The sequence below is a fragment of the Pedobacter steynii genome, assembly GCF_001721645.1.
Lineage (GTDB): Bacteria > Bacteroidota > Bacteroidia > Sphingobacteriales > Sphingobacteriaceae > Pedobacter > Pedobacter steynii_A.
The window spans coordinates 1,241,959-1,258,274 of the sequence record NZ_CP017141.1 but is presented as its reverse complement, the minus strand read 5'-3'; the positions used below and the strand labels follow the sequence as shown (position 1 = coordinate 1,258,274).

At 40.0% G+C, this 16,316-nt stretch carries 15 protein-coding genes; 7 read left to right on the top strand and 8 right to left on the bottom strand.

The annotated features are described in order from the left end of the window. Positions 1-13 precede the first annotated feature (13 nt). Together BFS30_RS04985 and BFS30_RS04980 are read left to right on the top strand one after the other, a co-directional pair. On the top strand, positions 14-1,276 hold the full coding sequence (locus BFS30_RS04985; protein ID WP_069378262.1) for an outer membrane beta-barrel protein: 1,263 nt from the start codon (positions 14-16) through the stop codon (positions 1,274-1,276). Positions 1,277-1,534: 258 nt separating this feature from the next. Beyond that, positions 1,535-3,661, top strand: coding sequence for a M3 family metallopeptidase (locus BFS30_RS04980; protein WP_069378261.1), 2,127 nt, complete (start codon positions 1,535-1,537; stop codon positions 3,659-3,661). 58 nt (positions 3,662-3,719) lie between these two features. On the opposite strand, the gene BFS30_RS04975 is transcribed toward BFS30_RS04980, so the two are convergent. Then, a complete protein-coding gene (locus tag BFS30_RS04975; RefSeq protein WP_335645355.1) occupies positions 3,720-5,798 on the bottom strand; it encodes a S9 family peptidase in 2,079 nt (692 codons plus the stop codon). 159 nt (positions 5,799-5,957) lie between these two features. Here BFS30_RS04975 and BFS30_RS04970 point away from each other — a divergent pair, with 159 nt between their 5' ends. The 5 genes from BFS30_RS04970 to BFS30_RS04950 all read left to right on the top strand — a co-directional run bounded on the left by BFS30_RS04970 (position 5,958) and on the right by BFS30_RS04950 (position 9,449). Continuing rightward, entirely contained in the window at positions 5,958-6,542 is a 585-nt protein-coding gene (locus BFS30_RS04970) for a TlpA family protein disulfide reductase (protein ID WP_069378260.1), read from the top strand. A gap of 143 nt (positions 6,543-6,685) precedes the next feature. Continuing rightward, positions 6,686-7,075 (top strand): hypothetical protein, encoded by a 390-nt coding sequence (locus BFS30_RS04965; RefSeq protein WP_069378259.1) that lies wholly within the window; start codon positions 6,686-6,688, stop codon positions 7,073-7,075. Between the two features lie 32 nt (positions 7,076-7,107). Then, positions 7,108-7,704 (top strand): penicillin-binding protein activator LpoB, encoded by a 597-nt coding sequence (locus BFS30_RS04960; protein ID WP_069378258.1) that lies wholly within the window; start codon positions 7,108-7,110, stop codon positions 7,702-7,704. Between the two features lie 112 nt (positions 7,705-7,816). Beyond that, positions 7,817-9,166 (top strand): COG3014 family protein, encoded by a 1,350-nt coding sequence (locus BFS30_RS04955; RefSeq protein WP_237028711.1) that lies wholly within the window; start codon positions 7,817-7,819, stop codon positions 9,164-9,166. Between the two features lie 34 nt (positions 9,167-9,200). Continuing rightward, positions 9,201-9,449: a hypothetical protein gene (locus BFS30_RS04950; RefSeq protein ID WP_208603033.1), complete on the top strand. Its 249-nt coding sequence runs from the start codon at positions 9,201-9,203 to the stop codon at positions 9,447-9,449. A gap of 1 nt (position 9,450) precedes the next feature. Here the strand turns inward: BFS30_RS04950 and BFS30_RS04945 are convergent, their stop codons facing one another. From BFS30_RS04945 to BFS30_RS04915, 7 genes are all read right to left on the bottom strand, one after another. After that, complete coding sequence (locus BFS30_RS04945; RefSeq protein ID WP_069378255.1) at positions 9,451-10,989, bottom strand: YifB family Mg chelatase-like AAA ATPase; 1,539 nt, start codon at positions 10,987-10,989, stop codon at positions 9,451-9,453. 113 nt (positions 10,990-11,102) lie between these two features. Beyond that, entirely contained in the window at positions 11,103-12,443 is a 1,341-nt protein-coding gene (ffh, locus tag BFS30_RS04940) for a signal recognition particle protein (protein ID WP_069378254.1), read from the bottom strand. 84 nt (positions 12,444-12,527) lie between these two features. Next, the gene (locus BFS30_RS04935) at positions 12,528-13,523 is read right to left on the bottom strand and encodes a DUF3078 domain-containing protein (RefSeq protein WP_069378253.1); all 996 of its coding nucleotides are present in this window, start codon (positions 13,521-13,523) and stop codon (positions 12,528-12,530) included. A gap of 71 nt (positions 13,524-13,594) precedes the next feature. Then, positions 13,595-13,861 (bottom strand): hypothetical protein, encoded by a 267-nt coding sequence (locus tag BFS30_RS04930; RefSeq protein ID WP_335645354.1) that lies wholly within the window; start codon positions 13,859-13,861, stop codon positions 13,595-13,597. Between the two features lie 65 nt (positions 13,862-13,926). Next, on the bottom strand, positions 13,927-14,643 hold the full coding sequence (locus BFS30_RS04925; protein WP_237028710.1) for a hypothetical protein: 717 nt from the start codon (positions 14,641-14,643) through the stop codon (positions 13,927-13,929). 85 nt (positions 14,644-14,728) lie between these two features. Then, positions 14,729-15,628, bottom strand: a complete 900-nt coding sequence (locus tag BFS30_RS04920; protein ID WP_069378250.1) for a glucosaminidase domain-containing protein — start codon at positions 15,626-15,628, stop codon at positions 14,729-14,731. Continuing rightward, positions 15,628-16,314, bottom strand: coding sequence for a glucosaminidase domain-containing protein (locus BFS30_RS04915; RefSeq protein WP_069378249.1), 687 nt, complete (start codon positions 16,312-16,314; stop codon positions 15,628-15,630). Before BFS30_RS04915 ends, BFS30_RS04920 begins: the two co-directional genes overlap by 1 nt. Positions 16,315-16,316: the final 2 nt, after the last annotated feature.

The window sequence follows — 16,316 nt, the reverse complement described above, 5'->3', positions numbered from 1 at the left end:
AATGAAATAAGAAATGGAGCCTAACGAACATATAAAATTGCCTGAAGACGAGTTAATCACTCATATCAGGGAGAGTTTGATGGCTCATGAGGAGGAATATGTTCCGGGGGCATGGGAAGACTTTATACAGGAAGAGCCACGAAAAAAAGGGCTGCTCTTTTGGTTGGCTGGTTTAGGCAGCGCTGCGGCTGTCCTGCTGATAGGGTTTGGGATATTTTTTGCCTTCGAAAAAAATACGATACCGGGTGAGACTGAAGTTGTAATTAACAAGCCACTTCAAAAAAAGCCTTTTTCACCCCAAATAATTGATAATAGCACAGAAAATAATATAGTTCAAAAAGAGACAAGATTAATTACAGCTGGCGACCCTAAAGATAAGCTTAGTCATTACATGGAGAAGGGGCCTCGGGAAAGTATGGTTAATGTCTTGATTAGTGATGAGCGGCCTCTTGTTATTCAGAATAAAGCAAATCAGGAGATTGTGAACCCTGTTCCAGAACCGGAAAAAGTAGTTGCTAAGGGACAGGTTTCTACTCAGACTCCTCAGATAGAGAAAAAACCTAGTTTCGAGGATTTCTTAAATCAGGAAAGTAAACAAAATGCGCTGGCTAAGTCGGACAAGACAATGGTCAACAGAGAAAGCAAATGGGAAATGGGCCTTGTTGTTGCTCCTTCATTGGGAAATAATAAGAAACTGAGTATGGGTTATGGCGTAACCATGGGTTATTCATTGTCAGATAAAGTGTCTATTAACTCTGGTCTTTCTTACAGTGAGATGGGCGCTTCCAGATCTGTTGAAAGTCCCCCTAATACGGTAATGATGAGCCTTGCTGTGGGAGGAGGTGTAGCTAATGAAAGTCGTGAATTGAAATCTGTTAATGCACGTCTTCGCGGAATCGATATCCCCCTTGAAATCAAGTACCACCTGAGTAAAAGAGTTTATGCCAATGTTGGTATTTCTGCTTTTGCCGTGCTGGATCAAAAACAACAAAACACCTTCATCGAGAGTAAGGTTGAGCCATTGGCATACAATAACGATGGTGGGACGGCGAAAGCGATGGTTTTAAATAGAACCGTTTCTGAGGAAGCGCCTAAAGAGGAAGTTAAAAATGATCCTTACCTTGGATTTTATAATTTCTCTGTAGGGTATAAGCAAAAAATTTCCAAAGGAAAGGCATTCTCTGTCGAGCCCTTTATAAAATTGCCAATGAAGGAGCTTAAGCAGGAAAATCTTTATCTTATCGGTACAGGGCTAAGATTGAAGTTTGATTTTTAACAACAATTGCTAAACGCTAAATCTTCTCTTTCAACGCTTCAGTGAGTGTTTCTATTTCTTTTACATGCTGTCATAGTATTGATTTTACCCTTATGATTGCAAAGAAATGAAGTATAGATGTCCGGTATTGGCTTCTTTACAATAATTGTTGCAACAATGATACTTTTAATGAATAGACTGCCTGTGATAAAAAATTATATTTGTGGCAGCTCAGGCAGAGTCTGGTCCTGGCATTAAGAAATATCACTCATCTGCAAAATGAAATTAAAAAAAGGAATCCCATCGATGATCGTAGTCTGCGGAATGCTTCTGGTTACTGAAAAAACGGTAAAAGGCCAGAACTCAAATCCATTTATGGAAGAGTATGATACGCCTTATGGAGTACCTCCATTTGATAAGATAACCACTGCGCACTTTGTCCCTGCATTTCAGGAAGGGATGAAGCAGCAACAACAGGCAACGACAACAATTTACAGACAACGTTCTGTCCCTACTTTTGAAAATACGATAGAAGCATTGGAAAAGAGTGGGAAATTACTCAATAGGGTAAGTGCCGTATTTTTCAATCTGAGTTCTGCAAACACTTCGTCTGAGCTTGAAGCCATATCCAAACAAATGGCACCTGAATTATCCAGGCATAGTGACGATATTTATCTAAATCCAGATTTGTTTAAAAGGGTGAAAATGGTATATGATAAAAGGGATGGATTGAAACTCAATGTAGAGCAAAAGCGTTTGCTGGAGAAGACCTATAAAAATTTTGTTCGCAGTGGGGCCAATCTAAATGCTGCACAGCAAATAAAAATGAGAGAAATTAATAAAGAGTTTTCTCTACTTACTTTAAACTTTGGACAGCACCTGCTTGCAGAAGTTAATGCTTTCGAACTGATCATTGATCATGAAAAAGATCTTGCAGGCCTTCCTGAATCGGTGAAAGCGGCAGCAGCCCAATCAGCAAAACAATCTGGAAAAACAAACAAATGGCGTTTCACGCTGCGCACACCTAGTGTTATGCCATTTTTACAATATTCAGAAAATCGTGTATTAAGAGAAAAGATCTATAAAGCTTACATTAACAGGGGTAATAACAACGATGTAAATGATAATAAAGAGATCATTTCAAGAATCGTCGCTTTACGTGCAGAAAAAGCGAGCCTTTTAGGCTATAGCAGCCACGCTGATTTTGTTTTGGAAGAGAGCATGGCAAAATCTCCAAAAGAAGCCTATGATCTTTTAAATGGCCTTTGGGACGCCGCCTTTCCGGTGGCTAAGCAAGAAGCAGCAGAGATGCAGGCGATGATGGATAAAGAAGGCAAAAATGAAAAACTGGAAGCCTGGGACTGGTCCCATTACGCGGATAAAATAAGAAAAGAACGATATAATTATGATGCAGAAGAATTAAGGCCATATTTTAAACTGGACAATGTACAGGATGGTTTTTTTAAAGTCGCGAATAAATTGTATGGTATTACTTTCAAGGCCCTTGCAGACCTCCCGGTTTATCATAAAGATGTAACGGCTTATCAGGTAAAAGAAGCAGACGGATCCCATATCGGGATTATTTATATGGATTTCTTTACCCGCGCTTCTAAACGTGGGGGAGCATGGATGACTTCTTATGCCACTCAATCCTATCAGGATGGGAAACGTGTTTCTCCCGTGGTTTCTATTGTCTGCAATTTTTCGGGTCCAAATGGAGATGAGCCAGCTTTATTTACCGCAGATGAGGTAACGACATTCTATCATGAAATGGGACATGCGCTTCATGGATTGTTGTCCGACGTAAAATATAGAAGTCTGGCGGGAACATCAGTTCCACGTGATTTTGTCGAATTGCCTTCACAGGTAATGGAGCACTTTGCTTTTGAGCCAGAAGTTCTTCAGTTTTATGCGAAGCACTACAAAACAGGAGTTATTGTTCCCCAGGAATTAATCACCCGTATGAAGAATGCAGGAAAATTTAATCAGGGCTTCGAGACCGTTGAATACCTTGCTGCTTCTTTACTGGATATGGGGTTTCATACCCTTCCTGCGGGAAAAGAAATTAACGCGACAAAGTTTGAAACCGCAGAAATGAATAGATACGGATTGATCCGTCAAATTGCACCACGTTATCGCAGTACCTATTTTCAGCACATCTTTGCTTCTGGTTACTCGGCGGGTTATTATAGCTATATATGGTCTGCCGTATTAGATAGTGATGCTTTTGCTGCGTTTAAAGAAACCGGAAATATCTTTGATCCTGCGGTTGCTAAGTCTTTCCGGAAGAATGTCCTGGAAAAAGGAGGAACAATAGAACCAATGGATCTTTACAAGGCTTTTAGAGGGAAAGAACCCGACATGAAACATTTGTTGAAAGACCGGGGACTGGATAAAGCACTTTAACAGGAACTTTTAACTAAAAGGAAGCGGGGGTATGTATCCAAAACATACCCCGCTTTTTTTATTTGTTGATTCCTTCCAATGCAAACAGGAAGGAGTAATTTAAGGCAATATCTTTGAGGTAATCAAACCGGCCTGAGGCTCCGCCATGACCGAAATCCATATTTGTTTTAAGTAACAGGATATTTTTATCCGTTTTAGTGGCTCTGAGTTTGGCGACCCATTTTGCTGGTTCAAAATATTGAACCTGACTGTCGTGAAGGCCAGTCGTAACCAACATGTTAGGGTAAGCTTTCTTTTCTATGTTTTCATAGGGAGAATAACTCTTCATATAATCGTAAGCGGCTTTTTGTTTTGGATTTCCCCACTCATCAAATTCATTTGTAGTTAGCGGAATGCTTTCATCCAGCATGGTGTTGATGACATCCACAAAAGGAACTTGAGCAATAACTCCATGCCACATATCCGGAGCAAGATTTATAATTGCGCCCATTAATAGGCCTCCCGCGCTTCCACCCTGAGCATATAAGTGTTCTTTTCCTGTAAATTTCTGATCTATCAGGTATTGCCCGCAATCAATAAAGTCAGTAAAAGTATTCATCTTTTTCATGAGTTTTCCATCTTCATACCATTGGCGACCCATTTCCTGGCCTCCACGAATATGAGCAATTGCATACACGAACCCACGGTCTAAAAGACTTAGCCTACTGCTGTTGAAAGCAGGGTCAGTACTGGAACCATAAGAACCGTAGGCATATAAAAGCAGGGGAGTTTTTCCATCTTTTTTAAGGTCTTTTTTGTAAACAAGTGAGATGGGCACCTTGGTTCCGTCTTTTGCGGTTGCGTAAAGTCTTTCAGACACATAATCTTCCTTATTGTATCCGCCAACAACCTCTTGTTGTTTCATTAATTTTTTTGCCTTCGTATCCATATTGTAATCATATGTAGAAGAAGGGGTGGTTAGTGAAGTGTAAATATAACGAAGCGTTTTACTATCATAATCAGGATTAGATCCAACCATTGCAGTATAGGTCGGCTCCTCAAAGGCAATGTTATGCTCTGCTCCAGCTAATGCACGAACACGGAGCTGGGTAAGTCCATTTTTACGCTCTGTAATGACAACATGTGTCTTGAACTCGTCAACCTCTTCCAGTAAAACATCCTTACGATGAGGGATCACTTCTTTCCAATTTTCCCTGCCGGTCTTGTCCAGAGGGCACTCCATCAGACGAAAATTCTTTGCATTCCAATTGGTGAGGATTAAAAATTTGTCATCCAGGGGAATTACCTCATATAACATTTCTTTTTGCCTTGGCTGGAAAGATCTAAAGGGTTGATCCGGATTATTGGCATCCAACATCTTAATTTCATTGGAAAGGGTAGCATTAGAATAGATAAAGATATATTTTCCAGATTTGGATTTTCCGACCCCAATATAGTTTGATTTATCTTTTTCTTCATAGACTGTCGCATCTTGTTTCGCATCACTATTCAACAGGTGTTTCTTTATTTTCTCACTTAGAAGGGTAACCTCATTCTTAGAAGTATAGAAGATCGTTTTATTGTCTGCTGCCCAAACCGGATCTCCCTGAGTATTTGGAATTGCATCTTTAATGATCTCGCCGGTTTCCAGATTTTTGATATGAATTACATACTGACGTCTGGATATTTTATCTACCCCAAAAGCCATCATTTTATTGTCTGGACTAATGGAAAAACCGCTAGCCTGATAATATGGAAGTCCTTTTGCCTGCTCATCCATGTCGAGTAATATTTCCTCTTTCCCCTCAAGTGTGCTTTTTTTTCTACAGTATTTGGAGTATTGTTTGCCCTCTTCTGTTCTGGTATAATAGTAATATCCGTTTTTAAAAACAGGAACAGATTCGTCTTTTTCTTTGATTCTGCCCTTAAGTTCTTTGAATAAATTTTCCTGCAGGGTTTTGGTTCCACTCATCATGGTATCCAGATATTTATTTTCTGCGGTCAGATAGTCTACTACTTTTGTGCTGTCTTTTCCTTTCTTGAAGTAGTCGATCATCCAATAATAATTATCGGTTACAGTATCCCCATGAAGGGTTCTGATGAAAGGTTTTATTTCTGCGACAGGCGGTGTCGCAGCAGGCCATTTATAGGGTTCCATTTTGTTGGTTTTGTTAGTACAGGACAAAGCTACACCAAGCAGCAATAATCCGGGAATAGTTTTTTTTATCATACGCTAGTCAAGGTAATAAGTTGTTATTCTGCAAATTAGAATTTATTCTTTAATTTGCGCCACCTGCTGTGTAAAATTTTTATCGAAATGAGAAAGATGTTCAAAAAGAGTAATGTAGTTAACGGCCTGTTTGTGATTTTGATCCTGATCGTTCTTTTTGTTCCTTCAGCGAAAGGATTTATGCTTCAGGGACTCATGGGAATCGGTCTTTTTAAGCCCGATATGACAGAGAAGCCGGATATAAAAGTTCCGGTTGATGGGCTCAGTGGAATTCTCTTTAAAAATAGTTCGGGAAAGGAGATCGATCTTGGCGATTTAAAAGGGAAAGTCGTGTTCCTGAATTTTTGGGCCACCTGGTGCCCCCCATGTCTGGCTGAGATGCCCTCCGTGAATAAGCTGTTTGAACAATTTAAGGATGATAAGGAAGTCGTTTTTATTTTGGTAGATGCAGATAATGATTTTGCAAAGGCGCAAAAGTATATGGATAGAAAAGGTTACCAGCTTCCGGTATATACTGCAGCCAGTAGTATTCCTGACTATCTGTTTTCAGGATCACTGCCTACAACTGTTGTCTTTGATAAGGAAGGTCGTATTTCTTATCATGAGTCAGGGGCAGCAAACTATGCAAGCGCCAGATTTATTGACTTTATCAAGAAATTAAAGGAGAATTGATTTAACATTTTTTAACTTTAAAATGGCAGATATAAAACCGATACGTCATATCTTTGCATTAGAAATCGGGTAATTTTGCTTTTAGTTAAATATGGCATAGATTATGTAAGATCCATCTGACAGATAAAATAAAATATATACAGATGAAACGGAATTTGATTATTGTTGCAAGTTGCATCGCAAGTCTAGTTTATTCGACGATTGGTTATGCACAAAATCCGGGTTTGGTTGAGGACCAGAATCCCAGATATCAGGAAAGCAGGGCTAAGTATATAGAATTGGCTGATTCTTTGACCCGTAATCAGGGCACTACTGTTCAGAATACCTATAAAGCTTATGATTGGTATACTGAAAGGGAAGAGCGTCGTAAATTACGCAGGCAGTGGAATTATGACAATAGCTGGTATAGCCCTTATTATTATGGGAACTCTTATTATTCTCCTGTTGGGTTTTCTTTGGGATTAGGATATAGTAATTATGGCAACTATGGCTATGGCAATTGGGGATATCACAGGCACTGGAACCGCTGGTAAAAACAACATTAGAAATTTATATATTAAGAAATATGCAGTTTAAAAAAATAATAACCATTGCGGCTATTGCCGTTTCCGGAATGATGGTCATCAGCTCGTGCTCCAGACAAGTTACGCGTGTAAATACTGATGAAGCGATTGATGTTAGTGGAAATTGGAATAATACAGATTCAAGACTTGTGGCGCAGGAAATGACTCAGAATATTCTGGGAGGAAAATGGTTACCCAATCATTTGGAAGGTAAACAAGGGAAGAAACCTGTTGTCGTAGTTGGAGCGGTGAACAATAAAAGCCATGAGCATATTGACGCAGAGACCTTTGTTAAAGATGTAGAACAATCTTTTATCCAAAGTGATCGTGTGAGGTTGGTACAGGGAGGTAAAAAGAGAGAAGAATTGAGGGCAGAGAAAGCAGATCAGCAGGACAATGCAACGGTATCTACTATGAAAAAATTCGGTTTGGAGAATGGTGCTGACTATATTCTTCAGGGATCAATTAATTCGATCGTAGATTCTCATAAAAGAAAAAAAGTGGTTTATTATCAGGTGAATCTGGAGTTGACCAATATTCAAACTAATGAAGTCGTTTGGATAGGAGATAAGAAAATTGCTAAATACGTTAAAAATTAGGCTGATTTTACAGACTAAATGTAATATGGTTAATACGAGTAAGCATACTTTCAGAGCATCACTTCTTTTGGGGTTGATGCTCTTTCTTTTTAGCTGTTCCAGTTATAATGACATGATTGGACCATATTACAAACAAGTTTCCAGTGGTAACTATACTGAGGCTATTAAAGAACTGGATAAAAACAGCCTATTGAAAAAGCCAAGAAATAAGCTACTTTTCTTAATGGAAAAAGGAAAAACCAGCCACCTTATAGGGGATTACGAAAATAGTAACCGATACTTTAACGAGGCGGATCAACTCCTTGAAAATGGAATGGGAGGTACGATGGATGCGGTAGTTGGAACACTGGTGAACCCGATGAACCAGGTTTACAAGGGCGAAGATTTTGAAAAGTTCATGATCCACTATTATAAGGCTCTGAATTACGTTTACTTAAACCGAACAGAAGATGCAATTGTAGAAGCAAGAAGAATTACTTTACAGTCTCAGGAGCAAGGTGACAAGTTTAATAATAAAGAGAACCGATATTCCAAAGATGCTTTTTCGTTGATGTTACAGGGATTAATCTATGAACATGATGGAGATATAAATAATGCTTTTATTGCATATCGTAATGCGGCGGAAGTTTACCTGAACAGTAAAGACCAGACTTATTATGGGACGCCGATGCCGGAGGGCTTAAAAAAAGACGTGCTGAGAACAGCAGAAGGGATGGGTTTCACCTCAGAACTCCAGCGGTTTGAGGGTTTATTTAACCTGAAGTATACCAGGGAAAAAGCTTCGGACGGAGGGGAACTGATTTTCTTTTGGGAAAATGGCCTGGCGCCTGTTAAGCAACAGGAAGAATTTTTCTTTTCTCTGATTAAAGGAAGTGATGGAGGTTTGTTTTTCACGAATGTAGGCGGAACAATTGTTATTCCTTTTAATAACAGTTATGGCAATGGCAGTGATTTCAACGCAAGCTCTATCCAGAGCTTAAGAGCAACCTATCCGAAATATGTGGCACGACCGCCGTTTTATACTAATGCTACCTTAAGCAATGGAGTGAGTACCATGAATTTTGAGAAGGCAGAGGACATTAATGAACTCGCCTTTAAAACACTTGATCAGCGTTTTCTCAAAGAAATGAGTAAAGTACTAACGCGCCTGGCGGTAAAGAAAGCTGCTGAATATGTTCTGAGAGAGAGTGCAAAAGGTACAGGGAAGAATGGAAAAGACAATTCACTCCTGGAAGGTCTTGGCTTGGGGGTGCAACTCTATAGTCTGATCTCAGAAAAAGCAGATACCAGAAACTGGCAATCTTTGCCGGCAAATATCAGTTACAGCAGGATTCCTCTTCAAAAGGGCGAAAATACCATTACGCTTAATCTAAAGGGAGCAAATGGAAGTAATGAAACAAAAACAATAACAGTAACCGGGACTGGGAAGTTGCAATTTTATAACTATTCAACTTTACGCTAAACCCCTTAATTGATTAACCATACCATAAATAGAAATGCAAGAGCCATTTGACATTCAAATAGAAAATATAAGTTACGCTGTTTTTCCGGAAGGAAACGATACGTATGTGATTTTTAAAGAAGGTAAAGAATATACTCATATCCAAAAAGATACTGACCTGCAATGGTTGAAGCTTGATCCTGAAACAGCGCTTCCACTCTTCGAAGTAGATGAGGAGATTAACAACATTGGTAAGGCAATATTAGCTTATCAGCCTGAAGAAGAAGAGGACGAAGAGGAATAAGTCATGAAGCCCAGTTGTCGCGGTCCAGGCTGCGGTAATGGATGGCCTCAGCAAGATGTTCAGGTTCAATATCCGTGCTTTCTGCCAGATCGGCGATTGTTCTTGCGACTTTTAAGATGCGATCATAAGCCCTTGCGGACAGCCCTAGTCTTTCCATGGCCTTCTTAATTAACTCTTGCCCCTGTTTGTTGATACTACAGATCTTACGGACCATATTTGGACTCATTTGCGCGTTACAATGTAGTTCGGTCCGATCCTGAAACCTAATTGCCTGAATGGTTCTGGCGGCGATTACCCGCTGTCTGATGGTAATGCTCTTTTCTGCTATTACAGGAGAAGAAAGCTCATTGAAATGAACAGGTGTTACTTCAACATGAAGGTCTATCCTGTCTAGTAGCGGGCCGGAAACTTTGCTTAAATATTTTTGTACCATTCCCGGACCGCAGATGCATTCTTTCTCGGGGTGGTTATAAAAACCACAAGGGCAGGGATTCATGGAGGCGATCAACATAAAACTGGCGGGATAGGCTACACTTAACCGGGCACGCGAAATCACGATATTGCGATCTTCCAGGGGTTGGCGCATTACCTCCAACACACTTCTTTTAAATTCTGGAAGTTCATCCAGAAAAAGCACGCCATTATGTGCCAGTGAAATCTCTCCGGGTTGAGGATGAGCCCCTCCTCCCACCAGTGCCATATCTGAAATTGTATGGTGAGGACATCGATAAGGCCGCTCTGTCATGAGCGCATCCAGGGCATTGAGCTTTCCGGCTACCGAATGTATTTTAGTCGTTTCCAGAGCTTCCTGTAGGCTTAAAGGAGGGAGAATTGTAGGGAGTCTCTTGGCCAGCATTGTTTTTCCAGCTCCAGGAGGGCCAATCAAAATGAGATTATGACCTCCGGCTGCTGCAATTTCCAATGCACGTTTAATATTTTCCTGTCCTTTTACATCTGCAAAATCATATTCATAAGTGCCGGGTTGCTGAAGAAAGACTTCATTAGAATTAACCAATACCTGTTCAGGTTTTTCTCCCCCATTAAAAAAGGCAACCACTTCAGCCAGGTTTGACATGCCGTATACCATTAGCCCGCTAACGATGGCGGCTTCTCTGGAATTATCTTTAGGGAGGATAAAACCTTTAAATTTTGCAGCTTTAGCCTGTATTGCAATGGGTAATGCCCCTTTGATTGGCTGTAACCCGCCGTCTAAAGAGAGTTCTCCCATAATGAAGTACTCTGCTGTTTCAAGACTCTCGATCTGCCCTGAAGCCGCGAGGATGGCTATGGCAATTGGGAGATCGTATGCCGATCCTTCTTTTCGGATGTCTGCAGGGGCCAGGTTAATTACGATTTTTTGCCGCGGCATTTTAAGTCCGGCAGATTGAATCGCACTCTCTATTCTTCGCAGGCTTTCTTTTATGGCATTGTCCGGAAGGCCAACGATATGGTATTTGTTCCCTCCACCAATACTTACTTCAATGGTGATGGTTAGGGCGTCTACACCAAAAACAGCGCTTCCATAAGTTTTTACCAGCATATACAATTGGGGTTTTGCCTAATCTATATGCAAATACCATATGGAGGTAGCTTTTGCAAAAATAAAAAGCCCGGCTTTAGGGCCGGGCTGATATCTTTTCTTAAAGGAATACCTTACATCCTGCCTTGCGGCATTTTAGGCATGTTTTTCATCATTTTTGCAGCGGCAGCAGGATTTGAGAATTGCTTCATCACTTTACGCATGTCTTCAAATTGCTTGATGAGCTTGGTAACATCCTCAATTTTATTTCCCGAACCTTTGGCAATCCTGGCACGTCTGCTTTGCTGAATACTATCTGGGTTTTCCCGCTCATATTTAGTCATGGATTGAATGATTGCTTCTACATTCTTAAAAGCATCATCTTCGATCTCCACGTTCTTCATCATTTTGCTGACACCAGGAATCATACCCATCAGGTCTTTCATATTACCCATCTTCTTGATCTGTTGAATCTGGCTATAGAAATCGTTGAAATCAAATTTATTCTTACGGATTTTCTTTTGAAGTTCCGCCGCTTCTTTCTCGTCAAACTGCTGTTGAGCACGTTCAACAAGTGAAACAACATCACCCATGCCCAGGATACGAGAAGCCATCCTTTCAGGATAGAACACATCCAGTGCTTCCATTTTTTCACCGGTACCGATGAATTTAATGGGTTTATTCACTACCGATTTGATGGATAGGGCGGCACCACCGCGGGTGTCACCATCCAGTTTGGTTAAAACTACTCCGGTAAAGTCTAATCTTTCGTTAAATGCTTTTGCTGTATTAACCGCATCCTGTCCGGTCATGGCATCAACAACAAACAGGATTTCGTGCGGTTTAGTATGTTCTTTTACGGCGGCAATTTCGTTCATCATCTCCTCGTCTATCGCTAAACGACCGGCCGTATCTATAATAATTACATTGCTATGCTGTTTCTTTCCTTCAGCAATACCTTCAAGAGCAATTGCTACAGGATCTTTAGATTCGATATTTGCGTAGACAGGAACTCCGATTTGTTCTCCCAGAATTTGTAGCTGATCTATTGCTGCAGGACGGTACACATCGCCAGCCACCAATAAAGGTTTTTTGCCTTTACTTTTCAGGTAATTGGCCAGCTTTCCTGTGAAAGTTGTTTTACCGGCACCATTCAGTCCGGCAATCAGTATGATAGTTGGATTAGTTTTAAGATCTAATTCTGTCACTTCGCCACCCATTAGGGCAGTTAGCTCATCGTTCATTACTTTGGTCAGTAACTGACCTGGAGAAACAGCCGTAAGTACATTTAAGCCCAGCGCTTTCTCTTTTACCTCATCAGTAAAGCTTTTCGCTGTTTTGTAATTTACGTCGGCATCCAATAAAGCCTTACGGATTTCTTTCATGGTTTCCGCCACGTTGATCTCTGTAATACTGCCTTGTCCTTTTAAAACTTTAAATGCACGGTCTAGTTTATCCTGTAAATTTTCAAACATTTTCTTTAATGCTTAGTGTTCAATTTTTTGTAAAAGCCAAAGTTATTAATTTTGGCCGAATCAGATGGGAATATTTGTAAAGTATTAGCGTGGGAAGACAAACATCACACCTAACGCAAGTGTCTGACTCCCTTGTATACTATTGTCGGTATCCTTATCCATCAAACCAATGCCGCTTAAGGAAACATTCATCAACCTGTTTAATTTCGAGGTCAGAGAAATATCGAGGCGATGGTCTATATGGACCAATGGTCTATCATAGGGAATGAACATCTGGTATCTTGCTTTCAATGTGGTGTTTGTGAAGATTTCTTTTTCAAAATTGCTCACGATCTGGAAGGCCAGCTCATTTCTGAACGTTTTGCCGGAGTCTACACCAAATTTTGGGGTTTTGTCTATAAAGATGCTTTTATCCAGTACGAAGGTTTGCTTTGCCGTACCGGTACCTATCCTGGTAGAAAAATACTTGTTTGGCTTGTACTCAAAACCCATGGATTCTGTCAGATAGCCAGGAGCCATAAATCCGGAAATTTGCGTAGGAATCTCAACGCCATCTTTCATCTCATATTTAAATCCTTTATCAAATTGAGATTCAAAGTTTATGGAAGCAAAGAAATACCAGTTTTTAGACATTTGTATGGCCGCTTTGTTATCCCAAAAGATCCGGTCTCTGGTTTTCTTCTGCAGTTGATCTTTATTTTTGATTTTCCCATATTCCAGGATTACCTCGCTTACGTAGCTATAATTTTCTTTACTATATTCTGCTTTATAGTTAACCAGTCCACCAACAGCCAGTGAATTTACACCACCGCCTTTCCAGTTATTTGAAAAGGTAGCCTGATTCACATTGATCCCTATGGCTGTCTTTGTTTTCCAGTAATTTACTTTCTCATCAACGACGACAGGAGAAAGGGTTACGGGCTTAAAAATTAAATTTCCTGTTCTGGAAGGTAGAGGACTACGTTTTAGTTTGATGTCTAAACCTTTAGTATCAATTGGAATGGTATCTACCTCCTGTGCAGATAAGGTATTTATGGATACGACAAAAACCAATAATAAGCTGGCATAAAAAATCTTCATTCCTACAAAGAAAAACAAAAATGTTGCTTATTAAAAGTTTAATAGCAAACTAATTGCAGAATGAGCGGAAACTAAGTCATTTGGGAATGATAACGGAACCAGGAGAATAGCTTTCTCCGGGACAGGTAGCCCAGGTCATTCTCATTAGCGTAGGCTTCTCTTTCAAAGCGAATATTGAAATAAGCAAGGTAATGGTTTCTAAAACGAATCAGATTGACGAGGTAGTTGAGGATATATAACAGATAAAATGGAATGATCAGCAGTTCCAGTTGCTGGCGGAGATGGATCCGTTCATGATTGACTAATGCCTTATTTGCCTTTTGGTGTTTATTCTGCAAAATAATAAAAGGGAATATTGCCATGGCATTGGCAGACAAACGGGGGCATATCAAAAAGAAAAACCTCAAAACTGGTCAATGGTTAATTTGGGCAGGGGCTGCAACCTGAAAGCGGCGGGATTTCGCTTATAGCTGGCATAGCTATTTCTCACAAAAACAATAAAAGCATAATCAGACGCCGTTAAAGCAAACTGATAAGTGGGCCGGTATTGTTGCATAAAATCTTCTGCTTCAAAGTCTCCGATATGCAGGGTTCTTTTCACATATTCTGGCTTAAATCTATAGTCAATTATGGCTTCTTTATAATCTCTTTCCAGAATTTTCTGTAAATGTCTCGCATTTTTTCCGTCCCTGCTGAGCAGGTTGTAAATCGCGTCGATCCCCAAGCCTACACCTCCCATTCCAAGGTTAAGCAAGTCTTTTGCTTTTCCTTTATCCAGGGCATATTTATATTCCTTTAAGGATTTTTCGTGGCGTTCTCTGGGCGTATATTTATCTCCGATGATGGCAACTTCTCTCAAGTTAATCCCTAAGGATTTCAATTGAAAATAAACCGCTTTCTGGCCTTTATATACAATCGTATCTAGAGCATATCCTTGTAGTACCGCAAACAAGGTATCTCCAACTGTCGCTTTTATCGCAAATTCTCCCTTTGGAGTATTGTAAATTCCTTCATCATTGGTAGAATTGTAGATATAAACCTTTGCCAGACGAAGTTTCGAATCTTTGTCCACAACAAAGCCCTGTACTCCTGAATTCTGTCCAAAAATTTTAAGGCTCAAAAAAGAAAACAATAAGAATAAACCTAGATATTTCATCAGCGTACAAAATTACAAGATATCTATATCCGCAGATTAAATATTAACATTATTTAACTAAGACAAGCTTTTGCCCGATTTTGATACCTTCTTCTGTAAGGTTATTCAGCGTTTTTATATCTTCTATACTGATGTTGAATCGTTTGGATAAGTTATAAAGTGTATCTCCTTTCTGCACGGTGTATACCTTTTCTGCCGGGGCAGCGGGAATAACAGAGCCGATGACCGTTGGCTTTACAATAGCTGAGGTATCCGTTGGCGTAGTGATTACTTGTTTTGAAGGCGGAGTGGCTACCGGTGTAAATTTTTTCTTTTCCTGCGGGATGTTGGCATTGATCTCTGAAAAGATTTTGTCTTCTCTCTTCAACTTTTCTTTTTCTGATTCCGATTGGTCGTACTGATGCAACTCGTATTTTTCGATCGTACTGATCAACATAGCCGGGTACCTTGGATTCGTTGCATACCCTGCCTGTTTTAATCCATAGGCCCAGTTTTTATAGTCGTTTTTATCCAACTCAAACAAAAAGCTGTAACGTTTTCTTTTAAGAAACTCAGAATGATCTTTATAGGATTCCCGGGCGTCTTTATAGACTCTGAAACAGTCGTTGCTTTTATCATCATCTTTGTAATAAGCTTTTCCTTTCCATTCCGAGGTACATTTTATCCCGAAATGGTTGTTGGCATATTTAGCCAGACTACTGTTGCCGCTACCGGATTCAATAATGCCCTGTGCAAGGGTAATGCTTGCAGGAATCCCGTAAGCATTCATTTCTTCAATTGCTACAGATTTGAAGGTTTCAATATAATTAAGCGTGGTATAGGATGGAATGTTTGGGTTCGCTTTGTTTGCAGCTTTCTCAATCGCCTTATTATTTTTACTGTATTTTCTCGTCTTACAAGCAAAGAAGAATGGGACAATCAGGGCAAGGAGGAATATTCTTTTGTTCATTATAGTCTTATTTTTTGTCCGGGCTTTAGGTTTGAACTCTTTAATCCGTTTTTATTCATGATCGCTTTGGCAGTGGTACGGTTACGTTTTGCAATTGTACTTAAATTATCTCCTGCTTTAACTGTATATCTTTTTCCGGAGGAGCTACTTCCGGATCTTTTTCTTGATTTTGTAGAGACCACAACTGCCGGTTCTATATAATCGTCGGGCCTCTCATCATATTGATAAAGCTCGTATTTTTTGATTAACCCAACTACTTGTGAGGCCCAGGAACGGCTTCTTGCGTAACCTCCACGCTGAATTCCTCTCGCCCAGCCACGATAATCATACTGGTCATACTTTTCAAATAAAGGACTAAAAGAAGACCTGCTTTTTAGAAATTCAATAAAATGGTCATAGGATTCTTCTATTGTGGGGTAATCCCTATAGGCAGATCGGATTTCCTCATTTGTATTGGGGCCCTTTACGCCGAAATGGTTATTCATATAGCGGGCAATTTTGCTTTGACCTGCTGCTGATTCGTGAATGGCAATAGCAAGAATAATACTCGCTGGAATCTTATGTTCCCGCATCAGCTCCTGTGCATATGAAAGGCGTTCAGCAATATAATCTTCCGTACTTTGTGCCCGGGCAGCAAAACTTATAAAAGTGACGCTGAGCCAAACCCACAATAGTTTTTTAATCATAT